The organism is Flavobacterium kayseriense, from assembly GCF_014305095.1.
Classification (GTDB): domain Bacteria; phylum Bacteroidota; class Bacteroidia; order Flavobacteriales; family Flavobacteriaceae; genus Flavobacterium; species Flavobacterium kayseriense.
Genome location: NZ_JACRUI010000002.1, coordinates 437,836 through 457,446 on the forward strand (window position 1 = coordinate 437,836; position 19,611 = coordinate 457,446).

19 protein-coding genes are annotated in these 19,611 nt (G+C 34.7%); 7 read left to right on the forward strand and 12 right to left on the reverse strand.

Annotated features, from left to right (window positions below; translation table 11 throughout):
* The first annotated feature begins 8 nt into the window (after nucleotides 1-8).
* The 5 genes from H8R22_RS08290 (at nucleotide 9) to H8R22_RS08310 (ending at nucleotide 3,315) form a co-directional block, all read left to right on the forward strand.
* Nucleotides 9-977 carry a KpsF/GutQ family sugar-phosphate isomerase gene (locus H8R22_RS08290; RefSeq protein WP_187009986.1) on the forward strand — a complete coding sequence of 323 codons (969 nt, stop codon included), beginning with the start codon at nucleotides 9-11 and terminating at the stop codon, nucleotides 975-977.
* Nucleotides 977-1,792 carry a twin-arginine translocase subunit TatC gene (gene tatC, locus H8R22_RS08295; protein ID WP_187009987.1) on the forward strand — a complete coding sequence of 272 codons (816 nt, stop codon included), beginning with the start codon at nucleotides 977-979 and terminating at the stop codon, nucleotides 1,790-1,792. Before H8R22_RS08290 ends, tatC begins: the two co-directional genes overlap by 1 nt.
* Nucleotides 1,785-2,138: a carboxymuconolactone decarboxylase family protein gene (locus H8R22_RS08300; protein WP_187009988.1), complete on the forward strand. Its 354-nt coding sequence runs from the start codon at nucleotides 1,785-1,787 to the stop codon at nucleotides 2,136-2,138. The genes tatC and H8R22_RS08300 overlap by 8 nt, the downstream gene beginning before the upstream one ends.
* Nucleotides 2,139-2,299: 161 nt before the next feature.
* Entirely contained in the window at nucleotides 2,300-3,040 is a 741-nt protein-coding gene (lptB, locus tag H8R22_RS08305) for an LPS export ABC transporter ATP-binding protein (RefSeq protein ID WP_187009989.1), read from the forward strand.
* Nucleotides 3,041-3,075: 35 nt separating this feature from the next.
* Nucleotides 3,076-3,315, forward strand: a complete 240-nt coding sequence (locus tag H8R22_RS08310) for a hypothetical protein (RefSeq protein WP_187009990.1) — start codon at nucleotides 3,076-3,078, stop codon at nucleotides 3,313-3,315.
* A 155-nt stretch (nucleotides 3,316-3,470) separates the two neighbouring features.
* On the opposite strand, the gene H8R22_RS08315 is transcribed toward H8R22_RS08310, so the two are convergent.
* Together H8R22_RS08315 and H8R22_RS08320 are read right to left on the reverse strand one after the other, a co-directional pair.
* Nucleotides 3,471-4,328, reverse strand: coding sequence for a glycoside hydrolase family 25 protein (locus H8R22_RS08315; protein WP_187009991.1), 858 nt, complete (start codon nucleotides 4,326-4,328; stop codon nucleotides 3,471-3,473).
* Nucleotides 4,309-5,034, reverse strand: a complete 726-nt coding sequence (locus H8R22_RS08320; protein ID WP_187009992.1) for a CDP-alcohol phosphatidyltransferase family protein — start codon at nucleotides 5,032-5,034, stop codon at nucleotides 4,309-4,311. Before H8R22_RS08320 ends, H8R22_RS08315 begins: the two co-directional genes overlap by 20 nt.
* A gap of 193 nt (nucleotides 5,035-5,227) precedes the next feature.
* On the opposite strand from H8R22_RS08320, the gene H8R22_RS08325 reads away from it, so the two are divergent.
* Together H8R22_RS08325 and H8R22_RS08330 are read left to right on the forward strand one after the other, a co-directional pair.
* Nucleotides 5,228-6,298, forward strand: a complete 1,071-nt coding sequence (locus H8R22_RS08325; protein ID WP_449534651.1) for a putative type IX sorting system protein PorV2 — start codon at nucleotides 5,228-5,230, stop codon at nucleotides 6,296-6,298.
* Between the two features lie 13 nt (nucleotides 6,299-6,311).
* Nucleotides 6,312-7,457 carry a lipoprotein N-acyltransferase Lnb domain-containing protein gene (locus H8R22_RS08330; protein WP_187009994.1) on the forward strand — a complete coding sequence of 382 codons (1,146 nt, stop codon included), beginning with the start codon at nucleotides 6,312-6,314 and terminating at the stop codon, nucleotides 7,455-7,457.
* Between the two features lie 38 nt (nucleotides 7,458-7,495).
* Here H8R22_RS08330 and H8R22_RS08335 read toward each other — a convergent pair whose 3' ends face one another.
* The 10 genes from H8R22_RS08335 to H8R22_RS08380 form a co-directional block, all read right to left on the reverse strand.
* A complete protein-coding gene (locus H8R22_RS08335; protein WP_225876004.1) occupies nucleotides 7,496-8,887 on the reverse strand; it encodes an exopolysaccharide biosynthesis polyprenyl glycosylphosphotransferase in 1,392 nt (463 codons plus the stop codon).
* A gap of 91 nt (nucleotides 8,888-8,978) precedes the next feature.
* Nucleotides 8,979-10,340, reverse strand: a complete 1,362-nt coding sequence (locus H8R22_RS08340) for an O-antigen ligase family protein (RefSeq protein ID WP_187009995.1) — start codon at nucleotides 10,338-10,340, stop codon at nucleotides 8,979-8,981.
* Nucleotides 10,337-11,419 (reverse strand): glycosyltransferase family 4 protein, encoded by a 1,083-nt coding sequence (locus H8R22_RS08345; RefSeq protein ID WP_187009996.1) that lies wholly within the window; start codon nucleotides 11,417-11,419, stop codon nucleotides 10,337-10,339. The genes H8R22_RS08340 and H8R22_RS08345 overlap by 4 nt, the downstream gene beginning before the upstream one ends.
* Complete coding sequence (locus H8R22_RS08350; protein WP_187009997.1) at nucleotides 11,419-12,534, reverse strand: glycosyltransferase family 4 protein; 1,116 nt, start codon at nucleotides 12,532-12,534, stop codon at nucleotides 11,419-11,421. The genes H8R22_RS08345 and H8R22_RS08350 overlap by 1 nt, the downstream gene beginning before the upstream one ends.
* Before the next feature lie 39 nt (nucleotides 12,535-12,573).
* On the reverse strand, nucleotides 12,574-13,524 hold the full coding sequence (locus tag H8R22_RS08355) for a glycosyltransferase (protein WP_187009998.1): 951 nt from the start codon (nucleotides 13,522-13,524) through the stop codon (nucleotides 12,574-12,576).
* A gap of 31 nt (nucleotides 13,525-13,555) precedes the next feature.
* Nucleotides 13,556-14,548 (reverse strand): glycosyltransferase family 2 protein, encoded by a 993-nt coding sequence (locus tag H8R22_RS08360; RefSeq protein ID WP_187009999.1) that lies wholly within the window; start codon nucleotides 14,546-14,548, stop codon nucleotides 13,556-13,558.
* A 3-nt stretch (nucleotides 14,549-14,551) separates the two neighbouring features.
* Entirely contained in the window at nucleotides 14,552-16,093 is a 1,542-nt protein-coding gene (locus tag H8R22_RS08365) for a glycosyltransferase family 2 protein (RefSeq protein WP_187010000.1), read from the reverse strand.
* Nucleotides 16,086-17,240: a glycosyltransferase family 4 protein gene (locus H8R22_RS08370; RefSeq protein ID WP_187010001.1), complete on the reverse strand. Its 1,155-nt coding sequence runs from the start codon at nucleotides 17,238-17,240 to the stop codon at nucleotides 16,086-16,088. Before H8R22_RS08370 ends, H8R22_RS08365 begins: the two co-directional genes overlap by 8 nt.
* Entirely contained in the window at nucleotides 17,237-18,121 is an 885-nt protein-coding gene (locus H8R22_RS08375; RefSeq protein WP_187010002.1) for a hypothetical protein, read from the reverse strand. Before H8R22_RS08375 ends, H8R22_RS08370 begins: the two co-directional genes overlap by 4 nt.
* A 21-nt stretch (nucleotides 18,122-18,142) precedes the next feature.
* Complete coding sequence (locus H8R22_RS08380) at nucleotides 18,143-19,576, reverse strand: MBOAT family O-acyltransferase (RefSeq protein ID WP_187010003.1); 1,434 nt, start codon at nucleotides 19,574-19,576, stop codon at nucleotides 18,143-18,145.
* Between the last annotated feature and the right edge of the window lie 35 nt (nucleotides 19,577-19,611).

Here is a 19,611-nt window from a genome sequence, read left to right on the forward strand (position 1 = left end):
ATTCTGTTTTGATATCAAAAGAAAATATATTGGCATTAGCCAAAAAAACCATTTTAACTGAGAGTGAATCAATTATAAAACTGGCCTCTTACTTAGATGAAAGTTTCTACAATGCAACACAGGCAATATTCAATTCTAAAGGTCGATTAATAGTAACCGGAATTGGAAAAAGCGCAATCATTGGACAAAAAATGGTTGCCACTTTTAACTCGACTGGAACACCATCCATGTTTCTGCATGCAGCTGAAGCCATTCATGGAGATTTAGGAATGATGCAAAAGGATGATATTATTATTTGCATCTCGAAAAGCGGTAACAGTCCTGAAATAAAAGTATTAGTCCCACTATTAAAACGTTTTGAAAACACATTGATCGCCATTACAGGCAACATGACTTCATTTCTTGCAAAAGGAGCTGATCACGTTTTAAATACTACAGTAGACCAAGAAGCCTGTCCTATCAACCTCGCTCCTACTAGTAGCACCACAGCCCAATTAGTTATGGGAGATGCGCTTGCTGTTTGTTTAATGGAAATACGCAATTTTAAACCAGAAGATTTTGCTATTTATCATCCAGGAGGTGCCCTAGGTAAGAAATTACTTTTGCGCGTGCAAGATATGCTCGAACACACGTTAAAACCAATGGTTACTCCTGATGCTTCTATTAAAAAGGTTATTTTTGAAATATCTGAAAAAAGATTGGGTGTTACAGCAGTAGTAGAAAATGAGAAAGTAATTGGTATTATAACTGACGGCGATATTCGTAGGATGTTAAACGATCGAGAGACTTTCACTGATTTGACCGCTAAAGATATTATGACTAAAAACCCTAAAATGGTTCAATCTACTGATATGGTTGTAGCTGCATTTAATATTTTAGAAGATCATGCAATCACACAATTAGTAGTAATTGATGAAGCAGGATTATACCAAGGCGTATTGCATTTACACGATATTTTAAAAGAAGGAATACTATAATGGCAAAAAAGAATATAAACGAAATGTCGTTTTTAGATCATCTTGAAGATTTGAGATGGCTACTCGTAAGAAGTACTATCGCAATCATTATAATGGGAATCGCAACCTATTTTATAAGCGACTATTTGTTTGATACTATCATTTTCGGACCTACAAGACCCACTTTTATCACTTATACTTTTTTTTGTGACCTTTCAAATTACATTGGAATAGGTGATAGTATATGCATTACCGAGATGCCTTTCATTATACAAAACACACAAATGGAGGGACAAGTAAACGTATTTATTTGGATCTGTATCCTTGCAGGATTCATACTTAGTTTTCCCTATATATTGTGGGAAATCTGGAAGTTTATTGGACCTGCACTTTACGAGAAAGAAAAAAAGAATGCAAAAGTCTTTATCTTTTTCTCTTCTATTTTATTCTTTATTGGTGTTTTGTTTGGCTATTTTGTAGTAATCCCGATGTCAGTAAATTTTGTAGCCACGTTTACGGTTAGTAAGGTGGTTTTAAATCAATTCACACTTGACTCCTATATCGGAATGGTAAAGACATCCGTCCTTGCGAGCGGCTTGTTTTTTGAACTTCCCATAATTATATTCTTCTTAACAAAACTAGGGCTTGTAACCCCTTCTTTTTTAAGAACCTATCGAAAATACGCTATTGTTTTGGTGCTTATAGTTGCGGCAATTGTTACGCCGCCAGATGTTGTAAGCCAAACCATAGTAGCGATCCCGATGTTATTAATATACGAAGCAAGTATCTGGATTTCAGTATTTGTTTCAAAATCTAAAATAGAACAAAATGGCTGATATTATTGAAGAATTTAACGAATACCGTTCTAGAATGAACGAAAAACTTTTGGCTGACAATAACAAAATCGTCAAAAGAATATTTAACCTAGATACCAATGCCTATGCTGCTGGAGCTTTAGATGTTAAAACTAAGGAACTTTTAGGCTTAGTAGCATCAGCTGTTTTACGATGTGATGATTGCGTAAAATACCATTTAGAGACAAGTCACAAAGAAGGTGTCACTAAAGAAGAAATGATGGAAGCTATGGGTATCGCAACTTTAGTGGGTGGTACAATTGTAGTACCGCACTTGCGTAGAGCTTATGAATTTTGGGAAGCGTTGGATGAGAATGCTACAAAATAAGCAACTAAAAAAAGTAACAAAACTGGTACCCACAAAATAATTCAGGAAACTAAATAATTGTTAAGGAATTAAGATGTTCCTTTGTTTATTCGTTAATTTGCTACGCTTAAACAAAGGAACGTTTGGCTTTAATATACTTTGAAAAGTTTAAAACAAAAAAGATGATCTTAAGAGCGGAGAATTTAGTAAAAACATACAAAGGACGAAGCGTCGTAAAAGGCATATCGGTAGAGGTTAATCAGGGAGAAATTGTTGGTTTGCTGGGTCCAAATGGAGCTGGAAAAACAACCTCGTTTTATATGATTGTTGGATTAGTTAAACCTAATTCAGGAAACATATATCTTGATGATCTAAATATTACAGATTATCCTATGTACAAACGTGCTCAGCAAGGTATAGGTTATTTAGCGCAGGAAGCCTCTGTTTTTAGAAAATTAAGTATCGAAGACAACATTTTGAGCGTACTACAATTGACTAAATTGACCAAAGAAGAACAGGTAGCCAAAATGGAAAGTTTGATTGAAGAGTTTAGCCTTGAGCACATTCGTACCAACCGTGGTGATTTATTATCCGGAGGAGAGCGACGCCGAACAGAAATTGCTCGTTGCCTAGCAACCGATCCAAAATTCATCCTATTAGATGAGCCATTTGCTGGTGTAGATCCAGTTGCGGTAGAAGATATTCAACGTATTGTAGCCCAACTAAAAAACAAAAACATAGGGATCTTGATAACAGACCATAACGTACAAGAAACGCTTGCTATTACAGACAAAACGTATTTGATGTTTGAAGGTGGTATCCTGAAAGCTGGTATTCCTGAGGAATTAGTAGAGGATGAAATGGTACGTCGTGTTTATCTTGGTCAAAACTTTGAACTTCGCAAGAAAAAACTAGAGTTTTAACTACTGTTCTAAACATCTTTAAACCAAAATCGGAAATGGAAACACCCGAAAAACCATCTAAAGAAACCTTAGAAAAATGGCACAAAGATCCTGATATTTGGAGATGCGGTATTTTTTATTACAACAAACAAGACAAGAGACTATTACCCCCAAAAAGGCAGGAATGTATGGGATGGACCGTAAATTTTGCTAATACAAAGTCGGTTTTGTTTTTTGTTGGAATGATGGCCTTTTTCATTTTTGTAACACTCTTCATTGTACTTAAAAAATCATAGATTTTCTTGCCTTTTTTCCTTTCGCGTGAGGGATAGCAGTGGAAATCCTTTTTAAGGCTTTTTAGCCCAAAAAGATTGAAACGAATAGCCCGACTGAACTGAAACGATAGTGGAAGTTGAGGCACGCCCAAAAAACAGAACAAACAAAACAAACTTTATTCTACGGTTATAAACTGCAATTGCTGAAAATCGCCATTGTAAATATTGACATCTACATTCCCATTGATTCCTGGCACGGAGCCTTTCTCTGTAAATTGCCAAAAGAGCCAATCCTCTTTCATTTTCTCTCGATAAAAATTATAATTAGCGATCCAAAAAAGGTAATCTGAAAATTCTTCTTTCAAAAAATCATCATAATATTTTTCGCCAGTATAAATAATTGGCTTCACTTTATAATGCGACTCTACCGCTTCTAACCAGCGCCTCAACCCTATTTTTAAGCGAGCAACCGATTGATTTTCAGGAAGTTTTTCAATGTCTAATACGGGAGGTAAATCTCCTTTGTACAGCCGCACCGTTTTAATATAAAGGGCAGCCTGCTCTAAGGAATTTTCGTTAGGACGATAGTAGTGATAAGCTCCTCTAATTATCTTTCTATCTTTGGCGCCAAGCCAATTTTCATCAAAAGCTTTATCTACACGATCGTTACCCACAGTAGCTCTTACAAAAACAAATTGAATTGGGAATTTTTCCTCGATCGCATTCACTGCAGGCCAATCAATAGCTCCTTGATATTCTGATACATCTATTCCAACCGCTTTGGTTCCTTTATTTTGCAAAACTTGAAAGTTACGTACATCCGAAATACGTTTCGCTTCTTTATCTTGTTTGGCAATTTTGTTCGATTTAAAACTCAAATAATAAGCCAAACCATTACGATAATGATATCCAGTTGCCAATACAAAACTAACAAACAAGACATAAAGTGAATACTTAATCACATTTTGTCGAAAAGAACTTTTTTTGACTGACCGTCTAGCTTGATACTTTCGTTTAACGTTTTGCCTTTTCATCTAAAGAAAATCGATTACTTATTATAGACAAAATAACGTAAGAAATAATGATTAAAGGTATCGCCATGTACTGAAGAAATAGTATTAGAGCGACTGAAAAACTTAAAAAAACTATTTGTAAAGCGTTGTCTTTTAAATTGAATTTTTTAATTTTCAGGGAAAACAAAGGGATCTCGGCATTCAGAATATAAGCACTAAATAAGGTGACAATCAGTAAAAACCATTGATTAGTTAAAATCTCTAAAACAATTAATGAATCACTGTAAACAATTACTAAAGGCAAACTCATGATTAGCAAGGTGTTTGCAGGCGTAGGCAATCCTACAAATGAATTGGTTTGTCTTATATCAATATTAAAGTTAGCCAAGCGATAACAAGAGCCTAAGGTGATAATAAATCCTAGAAAAGGAACATAAGGACTTGATGAAATTTCGTGTTGGCTATTTGACATCAAAAAATACATTACAAAACCCGGTGCGACGCCACTTGTAACCATATCAGCCAAAGAGTCTAACTGTAAACCCAAGGGACCAGCCACCTTGAATAATCGCGCAAAAAAGCCATCAAAAAAATCAAAAAATATACCCAAACTAACAAAATAAAAAGCCAATTCGAACTTTTGCTCAGCAATAAATACAACTGCAATACAGCCGCAAAAAAGGTTAATGAGCGTAATTAAATTAGGTATGTGTTTTTTAATATTCATAGTCAATTAGGATTTTAAAATCAGAGAAACAAAATTAGCATAATAAGTGAATCATATCCTAGTTTTATCAAAGATTGTTACTCCCTTTTATAGTTTCCCATTTAATTTAAAAATCACCTATTAAGCTCATTAAAAAATTATATTTTTGATAAAAATATAAACTCGTTTGTTACGCTTGATAAATCCGGTTCAATTGAAAAAAAAGTTTGTTCTACTATTCCTCCTCCTTACTTGTATTTCTTACGGGCAGACCGCCAGGAAATACTCGAATGAGTTTATGAATATTGGAGTTGATGCTGCTGCATTGGGAATGGCTAATACCGCAGTAGCCTCTACGAACGATGTAAATTCAGGCTACTGGAATCCAGCAGGTTTGGTGCAGCTAGATGACAATCAAGTCGCCTTAATGCATGCTAGTTATTTTGCCAATATTGCTCAATACGATTATCTAGCTTATGCCAGTCCTATAGATGATCGATCTGCTTGGGGAATATCGGTAATACGCTTTGGTGTTGATGACATTTTAAACACAACTGAATTGATTGATAGCGAAGGCAATATTGATTACAATCGCATAAGTCTTTTTTCGACTGCTGACTATGGGTTTACCTTTTCTTACGCTCGCAAGTTGCCCGTACCCGGCTTTCAATACGGTGTAAATGCAAAAATCATTCGAAGAGTTATAGGAAAATTTGCTGATTCGTGGGGATTTGGTTTTGATGTGGGTCTACAATTTGAGAAAAACGATTGGAAGTTTGGTCTGATGCTTCGCGATATTACAACTACCTACAATGTTTGGAATATTAATGAAAAAGAGTACCAAAAAATTGCTGATGCGGTTCCTGGACAAAATCAAGAGCTACCAGAAAGTACTGAAATAACATTACCTAAAGCGCAGCTAGGACTTTCTAAAAAATTTATTATCCGATATGACTACAGTATAATGGCTGCTGCCAATGCCAATATGCGTTTCACACAAACTAATGACATTATTTCGACAAAATACGTGAGTATCGATCCTGCATTAGGATTAGAATTTGGATACACGGACTTGGTTTTTGTTCGAGCAGGTGTGGGTAATTTCCAAAATGTACAGCAACTTGATACTTCCGAAAAAGTGGGTTTTCAACCCAACGTAGGTTTAGGATTCAAATACAAAGGCATTCAAATTGATTATGCATTAACTGATTTAGGAAATCAAAGCACAGCGTTGTACTCTAATATTTTTTCGCTTAAAATAGATTTGGCTCTTTTTAGAAACTGATAACAAAAAACAAATGACTTCCATTATTTTTAAAATTACAAAAACGGTATTCTCTATACTCCTATTTTTATTCACATCACTTAGTTTTAGTCAAACTAGATTGTTATCTCAGAACAGTCGCGTGAGTGTAATTACTTGCGGTACCGGTAACGAATCCTACTCCCTTTTTGGGCACACCGCCATTCGGATTTCAGATCCTGAAAATTCTATAGATGCTGTTTTTAATTATGGTGCATTTGATTTCAACACACCTAATTTTGTTGCAAAATTTGCTAAAGGAGATTTAGAATATTTTGCTGTGGCTCATAGTTACACTGATTTTATAAACGAATACACCTATGAGAAACGTTCTGTATACGAGCAAGAGTTACTTATATCTACTGACAAAAAACAACAATTGTTTGATAACTTATCTATTTCATTAGCTTCTGGCGACAGTCACTATACGTATAAGTTTATTGATAAAAACTGTACCTCAATGGTGGTAGACATCATTAACAAAACTCTTGGCAGCACTGTAATAACTAAAAAGGCAGATACAGATATTACGTACCGCTCTATTTTATATCCTTATTTTGACAATCATTTTTATGAAAAACTAGGCACGAGTATCATCTTTGGTACAAAAGTAGATCGATTGGGTACCAATATTTTTCTTCCGTTTGAATTACTTAAAAGCTTAAAAACAACTCAATTTCAAAACAAACCTTTAGCACAACAGCAAGAAACTTTATTAGAATTTAAGGAAATAGCAGCTGTCTCATGGTGGAATAATGCATACACGTACATAATCGTATTAGTTCTTATTGCGGTAGTAAATAAAAAATCCCTAAATCAATTTTACTTTATTACGATGGGAATTTTAGGATTATTCTTTATATTTATGGGATTCTACTCTGATCATTTGGAATTAGAATACAACTACAATATCTTACTGTTCAATCCAGGACTGTTGTTACTATCTGTTTTTTACGTTAGGGATAATTCAAGATGGATTTACAAGACAGCCCTATTTAATATACTTTGCTTGTTAGTGTACTGCTTACTATTAATCAATAAGGCACACTTTTTAATTGTTCTGCCATTGATTATAACGAGCGCTTTTTTATTGACTCGACTTGCTTTAAAAAACAAAAAAAGAATCCCAATTATACTATAAGTTAGTATAATGCAGGAAATAGTAAAATGAGGAAACAATTATTGTCCTCTATAAAATAAGACTGTAGTTATTGTTTTTAAAGCAATATTAAGGTCTAAGTAAAAACTTCTGTGTTTGATGTAGTATAAGTCATATTGCAACTTAATCAAGCTGTCCTCGATTGTTTCTCCATAGGAATAGTTTACTTGTGCCCAACCCGTTAGTCCTGGCTTAATAACATGTCTGGTTTCATAAAAGGGCATTCTATCTGCTATTTCCTTAACAAATTCAGGTCTTTCAGGACGAGGCCCTACCACAGCCATATCGCCCTTTAATATATTTATGCATTGGGGAATTTCATCCATTCGAGTTTTCCTCAAAAACTTTCCAAATCGAGTTATTCTACTATCATTACAAGAGGCAAAAACAGCTCCATCATTTTCTGCGTTTTTGACCATTGTCCTCAATTTCAAAATATCAAAAGCAACTCCATCTTTACCCACTCGCTTTTGAACGTAAAACAAAGGTCCGGGATTTCCTAAAATATTACCTATCCCGATTAAGGGCAAAAGAGCTACTCCAAAAATTACCCCTATAATGGACAATATAATATCAAGGCCTCGAACTATTGTTTGGTATAGTTTATTTTGATTGCTTCTGCTAAATGGAAAAAAACTATAAAAATCCCTAGCCATGTAGTGAACCGGAATTCGCTGAGTCTTACTCTCGTAGACTTGCGTATATTCCCTGATCACATTACCCGACTCCAGTAAATGAAGTAGTTGCTGGTACAAAACAGTCGTAATACCATCGGTTCTTTGAGAAGCTATAACGATTTCTGATACGCTATGTTCTTTAACAAAACTGGCTAAATTGTTTCTCATGATTTGAGCAACGTAATGATTTCTAGCATTATCACACTCGACCTCGTCTGCGCTAACATAGCCAATAATCTTATAATGAGGATCGATATCTTCTAGACCTAAGATCAATTTTTCTACTTCTTGGTTTTCGCATACAAGAATCGCGGTTTGCATAAAACGATTTGAAGCTAAAAAACGAACATAAAACAGTCGCCAAACCATCAAACTACTAAAAAGCATCACAAAGAAGGCCAGTATTTGAATACGATTCGACGGTAGTTCAGGTGAAAAAATGGGAGTCAGTAAGTAAACAAAAGCGGTGGTGGAAGCCGTAAGGATCGTGCTTCGTAAAATTTGAAACTCGTTACTAGCAACTTGTAATTTATACATTTCGAAAATAAGTCCAAAAACGCTTAAGTAAATCGCCAAAACAAGTGCAGGAACTCCCTCTGTAGTAAGGGATTCAAGATACTCAAAATCAAAAAAATAACCAACTGTATACAAGCCAAGCCAAACGAAAATAAGATCGAACAGATACAGGATCATTTTTCGCTCTGATATTTCAAAATGGATTTTAGGACTTGACATACTACAGTATACTTATAGTCGCAATGTAAGAATTTTGAAATAAGAACGAGTTTAAATAAAACAAAACTATTAACTACTTACTAACAGGTTTCTAGATGTGTTTGTATGTATCTCTTACTTTTTGTGGTCTCGTTGGTATGAGTTGTACATTAAGTAATGATAAAGCATAAATAAACGAAGGAACAGCGGTTCGCATTGCGGCGTGATTAATGGTTAAGAACCAAAATGCAACGAAACACAATAAATACATATTAAACTTATTTTCAAGATATAACACCAAAGGCGTCACAAATAAAATCAACAAACCTAAAGCGCCTAATGAACCGTGCTCAGCGAGCATTCTAGTTATCTCATCATGTGATAGTATGAAAGTACCTGTTTGAACTTGTCTATTTTCAACTCCTTTCCCTACGCCTACTCCAAAGATGGGATTTTCTAAAAACTGCTTGATTTCATTTTGGGCAACATCTTCTCGACCCGTAAATTGACTTTCCTTCGCTCGTCCAGCTGCATCTTGGTTAGCATATCTTTTTTCTATAAGTCCACCTGTTTGATACGACGTATAGCTCCAAACCCCAACCATTGCCACTAAAATGAGTCCGAAAATATAATTTAATTTCACTTTTCCTTGAAAATTAGATTTAAAATAAAGGAATACTAACAAGAGGACAATCATTAAAAAACCGGTAATCATACCTCCTCGAGAAAAAGTGACCATACCTCGATAACTAATATTTAAAGCTACAATAAGATTAATAACCAATAAAACCTTCGTTTTTGATTCTAGAATAATGCGAGAAAAAAAGATAAACATACCTAACCCTAGAAAAGTAGCCACCTGATTGGGGCCAAAACCTCCGGATGTTTCAAAATTAGAATCGGTACCCGTGATAACGTCTCTTATATTAGGTGTATATAAAGAAAGGTAAACGGCACAACTAATAATTGGTAAACCTATACAGAGGAGAATGTTATTCATTCTCTCCAAAGACACTTTTCTTCTGTAGGTGTACAATGATGCGAAAGCTAAAGACACAGGTCCTGAAATATTAAATGCAATTGAATTTTTGATATTAGTATCATAATTCAATACAAAGCCGGTCATCACTACACCAGGCACCAACAGCAATAGAAAAACCCAATAGGGGACAGCTCCTTTTGAAAACCCTTTGTAAAACATCCCCATGAATATAAAAATAAGCACTTCATACTTCGAAAATTCATAGGTGATATTTCCACCAGTCATTCTCAGCAAAATTTCACTTCCAACCACGTAGCCTGCCACCAGAAGAGCTTCATCCTTTTTGTTTTGGGATTTAATAACAATGTAAATACCTAATAAAAAAATACTGTAACCATATAATTTAGCTATAAATGGCAAGGCATAAACAAGTGCTCCCAATACAACATGGAATAAAATCAAATAAAAATATACCTGTTCTTCTTTTTTCATTTAATGTTGTTGTCTAACCACTTTAAATATTGTTTTATGATGTTGTTCATTCCAAATTTCTCTAACATAGTGACCGATAATGCCTTGGCAAAAGTAGCTCGTTTCTCCTGATCTTCCATCAGATTTACTAATTTTTCATAGAACTGTTGTTCATTACCTGCTATTACATATCCATTTGTATTATTAGTTACAACCTCAGCAATCTCACCTACATTAGTAACTACTACAGGAATAGTAGCGTTCCCATATTCTAGCAACGCAAGCGGCAGGCCTTCTGAGGAAGATGTTAAAATCCCAATTGTACTTTGACTTAAAATATGGCTAACGTCCTCTTTACTACCATAAATAAAAACCGTATCATCCAATTTATTTTCTATTACTGCTTTTTTAATTTGCGCTGCATATGCATCTTTAAAATCTTTTCCTACTAAATGAAATGTCCAGTCAGAATGAGATAATTTTACTCGCTTTGCAATTTGAATTAATAAAAAATGATTTTTCTGAGGCCTTAAATTTGCTAATAGCACAATGCGCTTACCTTGCTTACCTTTTAAAATAGTATCTGGTTGATGAGTCGCTTTAATGACTTGAGACGAAAAGTTAGGTAAGTATATCACATTTTTAAAATGAAAGGACTGCGTAGTCCATTTTTTTAATTTTTTATTGACACTAATTACCCCGTGATAAAAAGGGAGCCCTATTCTAAACAGTATTTTATTTCTTGAAGCCAAGAATTCACTCTGTCCATAATGGTCATGCCAAATTAGTTTTATAGATGGACAAATCAATTTTAGCACTAGTGCCATAAAAAAAGAAGTGCTATGAACGTGCAATAAACCAACTTTATTTCGTTTTACATAGCGACGTAATTTCCATATAGCAACTAAATCTAAAGCACTCTTTTTGTGAACAAATGAGTACACTACTTTTTTATCTAATTGCAGTTGAAGAGCTCCTTCCTTACGCGTGCAAACTAAACCTGAAAAATCAATTTTTTCAGTCAAAGCATTCGCATAATTAACAGCCATACGCTCTGCGCCACCAGCTTCAAGAGAATCTATGATTTGAGCAATACGCATTATAGAATCAGTTTTTTAATTTCAGATTCAAAAAGATCTAGTGTGTATCGCCGTGACCAAGTGATTGCTGCTTTTTGTTTCGAATTGTATACCTCTGGATTATCTATAAGCAACACGAGTGTAGCAACATCTTCATTTAATTTTTTTGTCAATAATAGTCCTCTCTCCTCCCTATTGAACATTGTGGAAACACAAGAAACATTTGTTGCAAGCGGAACACAACCCCAAAACATTCCTTCGGCAATCGCTTTTGGCCAACCTTCGCTATTAGAGGGAAGCACCACAAAATCACTTTTCTGATAGGCTTTTTTTAGATTTTCTCTGTCTTGATTTCCTTTTAAAGTAACGATTTTATCCACGTTGTTTTTTAAAATATACTGCTCTAAATACTCCCGTTCTGCACCCTCTCCGTATAAATCTAAAGTAACGGCATACCCTTTATTGTAAAGCTGTTCAATTAACTGGATTGCATACATAGGATCTTTTCCTTTGACCAAAGATCCAACAAAAATAAAACGAAGTTCGGTATTTGAAAAGGCGCGAGATATACATACTCTTTCCTCTTCTCTGTAGCTTGCTGTAAAAAAAGACTTAGAGTTCTTCGTTTGCCCTTCCCATTCTCCGTATATCAGGACCTGCATGTTTCTGGTTAAAAAAGTATTTTGAAGTATTTTCTGCTGCAATTTATAAGTCCAAGGTTGTTTTGCTTTTGGATCCCAATTGCCTGCATACTTTGCTGTCTTCTTTTTATTAGGAAAAAGAATTTGCACAAAGCATCCCAACAAACCAATATTTCCGGGGCAACGCAAATGAATGTGATCTGCCTTTTGCATGGCTTGATACATTTGCACCAAAATCTTTGGGACTTTGCTTACTGCCAAGACTATGCTTTTTATAGTGAGAATATCAAAATTCTCTAATTTCATGAAATTGATATGATTGTGTTGGTAAACAGAGTCAATTGCTGTGGGTACTTTGCAAGACTGGGGCGCTAGAAGCGTAATTTCATCAGCATACTTCGCCCAAACATTCATTTCATTTGTATATGGAGCATACGCATGATACTTTTCATCTTGATAAATATGAGAAACATGCGTGATGATGAGAAAATTCATGGTTTTAACTTATGATGCTAGTAGCATTAGTAACAGTAACTATTCAAAAATAGCATTAATAATGTAATTTGCTTGTGCTATGGGTGTACAATAAGCATCAAAATAGCTTTTCCCTTTTGCAGCAATGGTTTCGTGAGCGTCAGGGTTTTCAAATAAATAATCTATTACATCTTTGTACTGCGCTGAAGTTGTAATTGAAAAAAGCCCAGAGTCCTTAACAAAATCAGTTGGTAGCTCAACTTTAAATGGAAATGACAAGACAAACAATCCTTGATTCAGGTATTCGGCTAGTCGCCAACTTACAGCACCACAAACCGCTGGATTATTTAATGCTATCATCGATTTAGCACTCCATTTAGAAAACTGACTTGGTGAATACCTCACCTTATTAAGCTCCTTATCATAACCATAATTAAAGCCATCTGATCTTGGAACGAAGCCGCCTTTAAATTGTAATCGGGTGTCTGATTTACAATAACGAATGAAAGCTGCTCTAATTTCATTTGTCTCTGCTTCTTTTCTCCAAATATTTGACGAAAAAAAAACAAAATTTTCTTTCTTAAAACGCTCTTTATACTTTTTGTAAACTGGCCTCCGTATTAGAATATAGAGTTGCCTAATCACCTCTTTTAATTTTAAATGTCTAAATAATTCCACACCAAAAATACGACAATATAGTACCACTATATTGACCGGATAATGAGGATACAATGGTTTGATCTTAGACTGCTCATATGAAGCCTGTCCTACTAACTTATTTGTAACAAAATACAAACTGCATATTTCATATAAATCTTGATGCACTCCTACAGGATCATCATTATCAATTACTACAATTTTACCGTCAATTCTAAAAAGAAGAACTGGTTTATTATTGTATTCAATAAAGTTTGAATCCATTTTAAAAGATAGATTACACACTTGCTGTAACCCTACTAAATAGTAGGAGGTATAATAATTAGGAATATTTAATAATTCTATCTTTTTCATAAAAGGGTAGAGTAATCGCAACTCTAAAAAATTATTTTGGTTTACTTATCCATAAACTCCACCAGCCAATCGTTCTACCCAGGGCTTCGGTGAGTGCTTCTTTCCTACTCGAACTTGTAATTACATTTGTAAATCGAATCACCGTTAATACTATAGTAATGGCGTGCCATTTTAATTTATGTTTTACCGAAGGTTTGGGATTCTTAGTTCGCCATACATACCAACCATTGCGTACCACCATTTTGCCATACCAGTATTGATTCGGTCTACCCGCAGCATCATGATAATGATGTAATTGCACTTTAGTGTTAATAACATTTTTTCCAAATTGTAACGCTCTAATACTAAAATCAGCATCTTCATACAAACCATATCCTTCGAAGTAAAATGAGAATTTAATACTATCAACCACTACTTTTCTAAAAGCCATCGACATACCTATTAACAAGTCTACCTCATACGATTTTCCGTTTAAAGGAAATCCACAAGTTTTGCCATGAGAAAAATCAGGCATTCTTCCCGGATCTAAATCTGATTGTAGCTTTAAATAATTTCGCATTACATTTCGTAACCCTTCCTCATAAATAAAACCATCGAATTGATATGTTTTTTTTCTATTGTATTGTTTGTTGGGTTTGGATAATTTCCACCTGTTTTCATTTATTGCTACACCTCCAACTCCAGTAATGGACCTGTCATTTTCAAAAGTTAGTATCAATTGCTCAAAATAATTTGCTTCAAGAACCGTGTCATCATCCAAAAAACACACCACATCTATTGCATCTCCTACTCTCAATATCCCATAATTGCGTTGCTTGGTTAATCCTCTTTCATGGTCTAATACTTTATAATATACTAGATTATCAAAAACATACTGCTGCACCACTGTTTTCGTAGCATCATTTGTAGACCCATCTATAATTAAAATTTCGTCTGGATATAGCGTTTGCTGTTGTACTGAGAGCAATAACCGCAGCAAAGCTTCAGGACGCAAATAAGTACAAACAATTAGGGAGAATTTCATTAGTTATTGGTGTCTAATTCCTAAATTAAGTAACCTTTGAGCATAAAACACGGATTTTTTAAACTGTATGTTTTTGTAAGGTATTCGAAGAAAACGGTATAAAAAACTACTTTTTTTTCCTTGTAATACATAATGCAAAAAATGTTTGTACTTATATTCCGTAAGTTGATCAGCATTATAATGCTTCATTATGCCATACATCACTGTTGGGCTTGGAATGGGCTTTATGATTCCAACTGGGATATCTAATTCCCAGGGTTGACTTTTTCTTTTTTTACCCACAATCCTCGCTTGATTGCCCCAGAAGCGATACCCTCCACTAGGTGGTTTTAAGTGTAAATTAACCGCAAAAGGATTAGCCAACACTATTACGCCTATTTTACTTAATGACATTCCAAAATCGCTATCCTCGCCATAACCTCCATCAAAATTAACATCGTTCCCAATGAGTTGATTTACAAATTCTCTTTTCACACAGGAGTTAGCATTAGAAAACATTTGGGAACATCCCGCAAGAAGTTGCGATGCCTTGCAGTTTTCAATTTTTATTTGTAGGTCATATAGGTCTTGCTTGTAATGGTCAGCTAGAATATCTAATCCGTTACAGGCGCCAACTTTATACGTTTGTAAAAACCGAATGTGATTTTCGATGAAGTTTTGAGGTATCCTAATGTCATCATCCCCAAAAACAATGTATTCACCTGTACTTGCTGAGATAGCTTCATTTCGCGCTCTACAACTCCCTTTTGATTGCTGCCAAATAATTTTCAATTCAAAGGGATACTTCTTTGTTTGGTACGCATTTTCGTTTCTTATCGTCTCTGGGGTTGCGTCAACAACGATAACTTCAGTTGGTTTGTAACTCTGACATGATAAATCGTCCAATAATTGTACTGTATATTCCTGTCTAAACATGGTAGGAATAATATAACTTACTGTAGGACGCCCTTCTATTGTTTGTAGTTGTCTTGGAGGAATGCTATTTGAGTTATCCTTTTTCTCATATCGTTTTTTACTTTTAAAGAAACTAACCCATTCGTTTATTCTCCAAAAACCCATCCTAAAAATCATATAAAGAGCATGGCTTGATTTGTAATTTTTTCGAAAAAAAACATGACGATCTCTTCTTGATATCCTTACATCTTCTGTAACTGTATTTGAAAATAAATTTTTAACATATAAAGGTACTGCTCCAAGAAAACGATTGCATCTAAATCCAAATTCCAACGCTTGCATTTGAATATTTTCGTAGTCTGTATCAAATCCTTTTGTTAATTCCCAAACTGATTTACGTACGGCAAAAGCATTTGGATTCACCCTCCAACTAACGCATTGATCTAAACCATTAAAATCATTTAAATACCAAAAAAACACGGCTGTTTGATATACTAATTCTGGAAAAGCATTTTTATAACCTTGTTCAAATGAGCTATGCCAAATATCTCCCGCACCTTTTGATAAATCTTCTAACTGATCAAAATTGGGATTTCCGGTATAGAGTATAACTTCTCCGTTAGCGGTTATAAATTCTTTTAAATTAATCATTATCAAAAATTACATTTTTATAAAAATCCATGCTTTGTTTTGCTACAACAGCAACGCTAAATTTCGCTATTGCTTTTTCTCTGGCGGCTAAACCTAATCTGTGCTGCAAAGCTGCATTTTCTAATATCGAATTTATCTTACTAGCATAAAGTGAATGTTCTTTTGGGTGTACCAAAAATCCATTTATTCCATCATCAATCACATCTGTAGCCCAGCCAATATTGGAAGCTACAATCGGTTTTCTTAACGCAATAGCTTCTATCCAAGAGACTGGTAAAGCCTCTGCAAAAGAGGGGAAAACACAAACTGTTGCTGCATTTATATGAGGTTGAATTGCTGCATACGGCACAGCCCCAACATAATTGACCCGCAATAAAGCTTCTGGAGTAAACCGTTCTTGCATCATTTCCCAAGTTGAAGCAGCACCCGAAATAATGTCTGACACATCTTTACCAACTATAATCAATTCTACAGCTGGATTTATTTCAATTAATTTATTAAAAATCAAAGGTAATTCTAGTAATCCTTTTTTTCGAATGAGGCTTCCAAAATACAAAACGGTATTGGGCACAACGACGCTATCTTTGTTTTGATTAAACGAATTTATGTCAATGGAATTAGGTATGATCGTAATTTTTTTATTTAGCCCAAAAACAGCATTGGTTTGGTCAGCGGTAAACTGACTAACGGAGAGTACCGCGTCTGCTTTTTGTACTGCCCGTTTTTCATGAAATTTATTTTTCCACTTAACTGAACGATTATCTAAATTACAGAAATAGGTATCTGAACCATTCAGGCGAATCACTATCGGGCATTTTTTCGGACTAATAAAAGAGGTAATTCCTGTCCAATCTGGGGCTTCTACTAAATCGATTTGGTTACTTTCATGTAATTCATTAATAATTCGTTCAAGTTTTTTTCGAGTAAAAAACCAAGACAAGCCTTTGATTTTGATATTTTTTATACGTTGAATTACTACCATTTCATCCATAAAAACTGCATCCTGAGCTTGTCCATACACTAAAACACGCACCTCACAACCAGCAGCAACAAGTCCTGCCGCTAGGTTCTTGATACTAGTTCCTATTCCTCCTGAATTACCAGTAAGAACATGCGGATATTCTGGTGTAAGGAAAGCTATTTTCATTTCTTAGATTTAAAAAAATCGTGAATAATACTATTCGTGAATAGGCGCGCACCTTCATCATTCATATGACCACAAGAGGAGAAGTACTTGTTCTCTACCACTGCATTTTCATAATTATGAATTTCAGGATAGGCTTTGTGTACTTTCTCAAAATAATTCATGCCTGTTACATTTTCACACATAGGCGTCATTACCGCAATAAAATTAATATTATTGGCTTTACATAACGCTTTTATCTCTTCATAATATTTATTTTTAGCCAACGGTTTCAACTTAGTAATGTTGTTTTTCATATTCCCTTTGGTTTTCCCTAAAGAGTAATAGCCCTTGTGATTTAAAATTGACGTTTTTTCATTGGTTGCCACTTTGAACATATCACGAAACCCAATTTTGGTTTCAAACTTCAAATACCTGTAAAACGGAATATAATAAAGTTCGTTGAAATCTTGTTCGTTTTCAAAATGTTTACGTACGGTTTCGGAGCTATGTAAATACGGTAAATATTTGGCCGAAACCCCCTCTGATTGCTGGTCATTTGATAAATTCAAATCGGCTTCAAGAATTACATTTTTGATTTGGTATTTTCGTTCTATCATCAATTTAAGCAATAATGAAGCTTCAAATAAATGCCCGCCACTCATCCCGTAATTGAATGTTTTTAAGCCTTGTTTTTCGAATAAATCAGAAACGAAATGATTGTTGGCTCTTGACGAACCTAAAATAACTACATCATACTTACGAGCAGAAGAATTAAAAACATAATCGATTTTTCCTCTGCTTTTTGACTGTTTATAGATAGTCGTGAAACCAAAGTCTAACGCTACTGCAACAACTACAAGAACGATGCTTATTTTTAAAATAAAAAGTAAAAACTTTTTCATATCAATTAGTACTTTATAATTTTAAAACTGGAAGTAGATAAATTCTTTGTAATCGGAGTAGGTTCCTAAGGCTACAATAGCGACAATTGCTAAAGCTACTTTCAACCAACTGTTTTTACCTGATAGCGGTTCTTCTTTGAATCGATTGTTCCACTCGACTACAACAAAAAGTGCAATCATCAACAATAGTTCATAATTGTAGCGTTCGTTAGTAAGGTATTGCGAACTAAAATTACCTTCAGTAAAAATTCTTTTAATGTACAGTACGGCATCTGTAATCGACTTCGCTCTAAAAAAGATCCAAGCCAAGCATGCTAATGCAAAAGTGTAAAAGATATGCAGGATCTCTTTTGCGGAAGCGAAATTCCATTGCAACTGCACCATTTCCATATTAGAACGGTTTTTATTGCCTAATAAAAGCGGCAAGAAATAGAAGGCGTTGATAAATCCCCAAGCCAGATACGTCCAATTGGCTCCGTGCCAAAAACCACTGACTACAAAAATGATAAAGACATTGCGTACTTGTTTCGATTTAGACCCTTTACTCCCTCCCAACGGAATATATAAATAATCCCTAAACCAAGAGGACAAGGAAATGTGCCAGCGACGCCAGAACTCAGCAATATCTCTCGAAAAATAAGGGTAATTAAAGTTACGAAGTAAATCCATCCCGAACAGCTTAGACATTCCTAACGCCATATCCGAATAGCCTGAAAAATCTCCGTAAATCTGAAAAGCAAAATAAACTGCTCCCAACACTAAGGACCAGGAATTCATTTGGGTATAATTGTCAAAAATAGCATTGGCATAGGTTGCACAAGTATCCGCAATGACCACTTTTTTTACCAATCCCCATATAAATTGATACGCACCTTGCTTGGCTTTCTCGTAGTCAAACGTCCTTTTTAACTTGACCTGAGGCAGCAAATGCGTAGCTCTCTCAATAGGGCCAGCAACCAAGAGTGGAAAATAGCTCACAAAAAGGGAGTAATCTACAAAGTTGTATTCGGCTTTTATTCTTTTATAATAAATGTCAATCACATAAGACAGGCCATGAAATGTATAAAACGAAATACCTACGGGCAAGACCATGTCTAACAAAAACGGACTTGATTTAAGTCCGAAATCACTTAAAAGTGTCGCAAATGAACTCGCAAAAAAGTTATAGTATTTTAAAATGGCCAACAATCCTAAATTGATTCCGATGCTTAACCAGAACCAAAATTTCCTGATTTTTTCGTTCTTATTTTTTTCTATTTGGATACCCGTATAATAATCGAGAAAAGTAGAGAAAACCAATAAAAACAAAAAACGCCAATCCCAACAAGAGTAGAAATAATAGCTTGCTAGAATTAAAAGTAGGTTTTGGCTGCTTTTGGTTTTATTAAAAACAAACCAGTACAGAACAAAAACGATGGGTAAAAAAACCGCAAAGGTTAAGGAGTTAAAAAACATAAGGTCAAATAAATGAAAGGCGCAAATATACTAGT

Coding starts and splice junctions, on each gene's coding strand:
- tatC (WP_187009987.1), top strand. CDS start 977: ATGGCAAAAAAGAATATAAACGAAATGTCGTTTTTAGATCATCTTGAA.
- H8R22_RS08300 (WP_187009988.1), top strand. CDS start 1,785: ATGGCTGATATTATTGAAGAATTTAACGAATACCGTTCTAGAATGAAC.
- lptB (WP_187009989.1), top strand. CDS start 2,300: ATGATCTTAAGAGCGGAGAATTTAGTAAAAACATACAAAGGACGAAGC.
- H8R22_RS08310 (WP_187009990.1), top strand. CDS start 3,076: ATGGAAACACCCGAAAAACCATCTAAAGAAACCTTAGAAAAATGGCAC.
- H8R22_RS08315 (WP_187009991.1), bottom strand. CDS start 4,328: ATGAAAAGGCAAAACGTTAAACGAAAGTATCAAGCTAGACGGTCAGTC.
- H8R22_RS08320 (WP_187009992.1), bottom strand. CDS start 5,034: ATGAATATTAAAAAACACATACCTAATTTAATTACGCTCATTAACCTT.
- H8R22_RS08330 (WP_187009994.1), top strand. CDS start 6,312: ATGACTTCCATTATTTTTAAAATTACAAAAACGGTATTCTCTATACTC.
- H8R22_RS08335 (WP_225876004.1), bottom strand. CDS start 8,887: ATGTCAAGTCCTAAAATCCATTTTGAAATATCAGAGCGAAAAATGATC.
- H8R22_RS08340 (WP_187009995.1), bottom strand. CDS start 10,340: ATGAAAAAAGAAGAACAGGTATATTTTTATTTGATTTTATTCCATGTT.
- H8R22_RS08345 (WP_187009996.1), bottom strand. CDS start 11,419: ATGCGTATTGCTCAAATCATAGATTCTCTTGAAGCTGGTGGCGCAGAG.
- H8R22_RS08350 (WP_187009997.1), bottom strand. CDS start 12,534: ATGAATTTTCTCATCATCACGCATGTTTCTCATATTTATCAAGATGAA.
- H8R22_RS08355 (WP_187009998.1), bottom strand. CDS start 13,524: ATGAAAAAGATAGAATTATTAAATATTCCTAATTATTATACCTCCTAC.
- H8R22_RS08360 (WP_187009999.1), bottom strand. CDS start 14,548: ATGAAATTCTCCCTAATTGTTTGTACTTATTTGCGTCCTGAAGCTTTG.
- H8R22_RS08365 (WP_187010000.1), bottom strand. CDS start 16,093: ATGATTAATTTAAAAGAATTTATAACCGCTAACGGAGAAGTTATACTC.
- H8R22_RS08370 (WP_187010001.1), bottom strand. CDS start 17,240: ATGAAAATAGCTTTCCTTACACCAGAATATCCGCATGTTCTTACTGGT.
- H8R22_RS08375 (WP_187010002.1), bottom strand. CDS start 18,121: ATGAAAAAGTTTTTACTTTTTATTTTAAAAATAAGCATCGTTCTTGTA.
- H8R22_RS08380 (WP_187010003.1), bottom strand. CDS start 19,576: ATGTTTTTTAACTCCTTAACCTTTGCGGTTTTTTTACCCATCGTTTTT.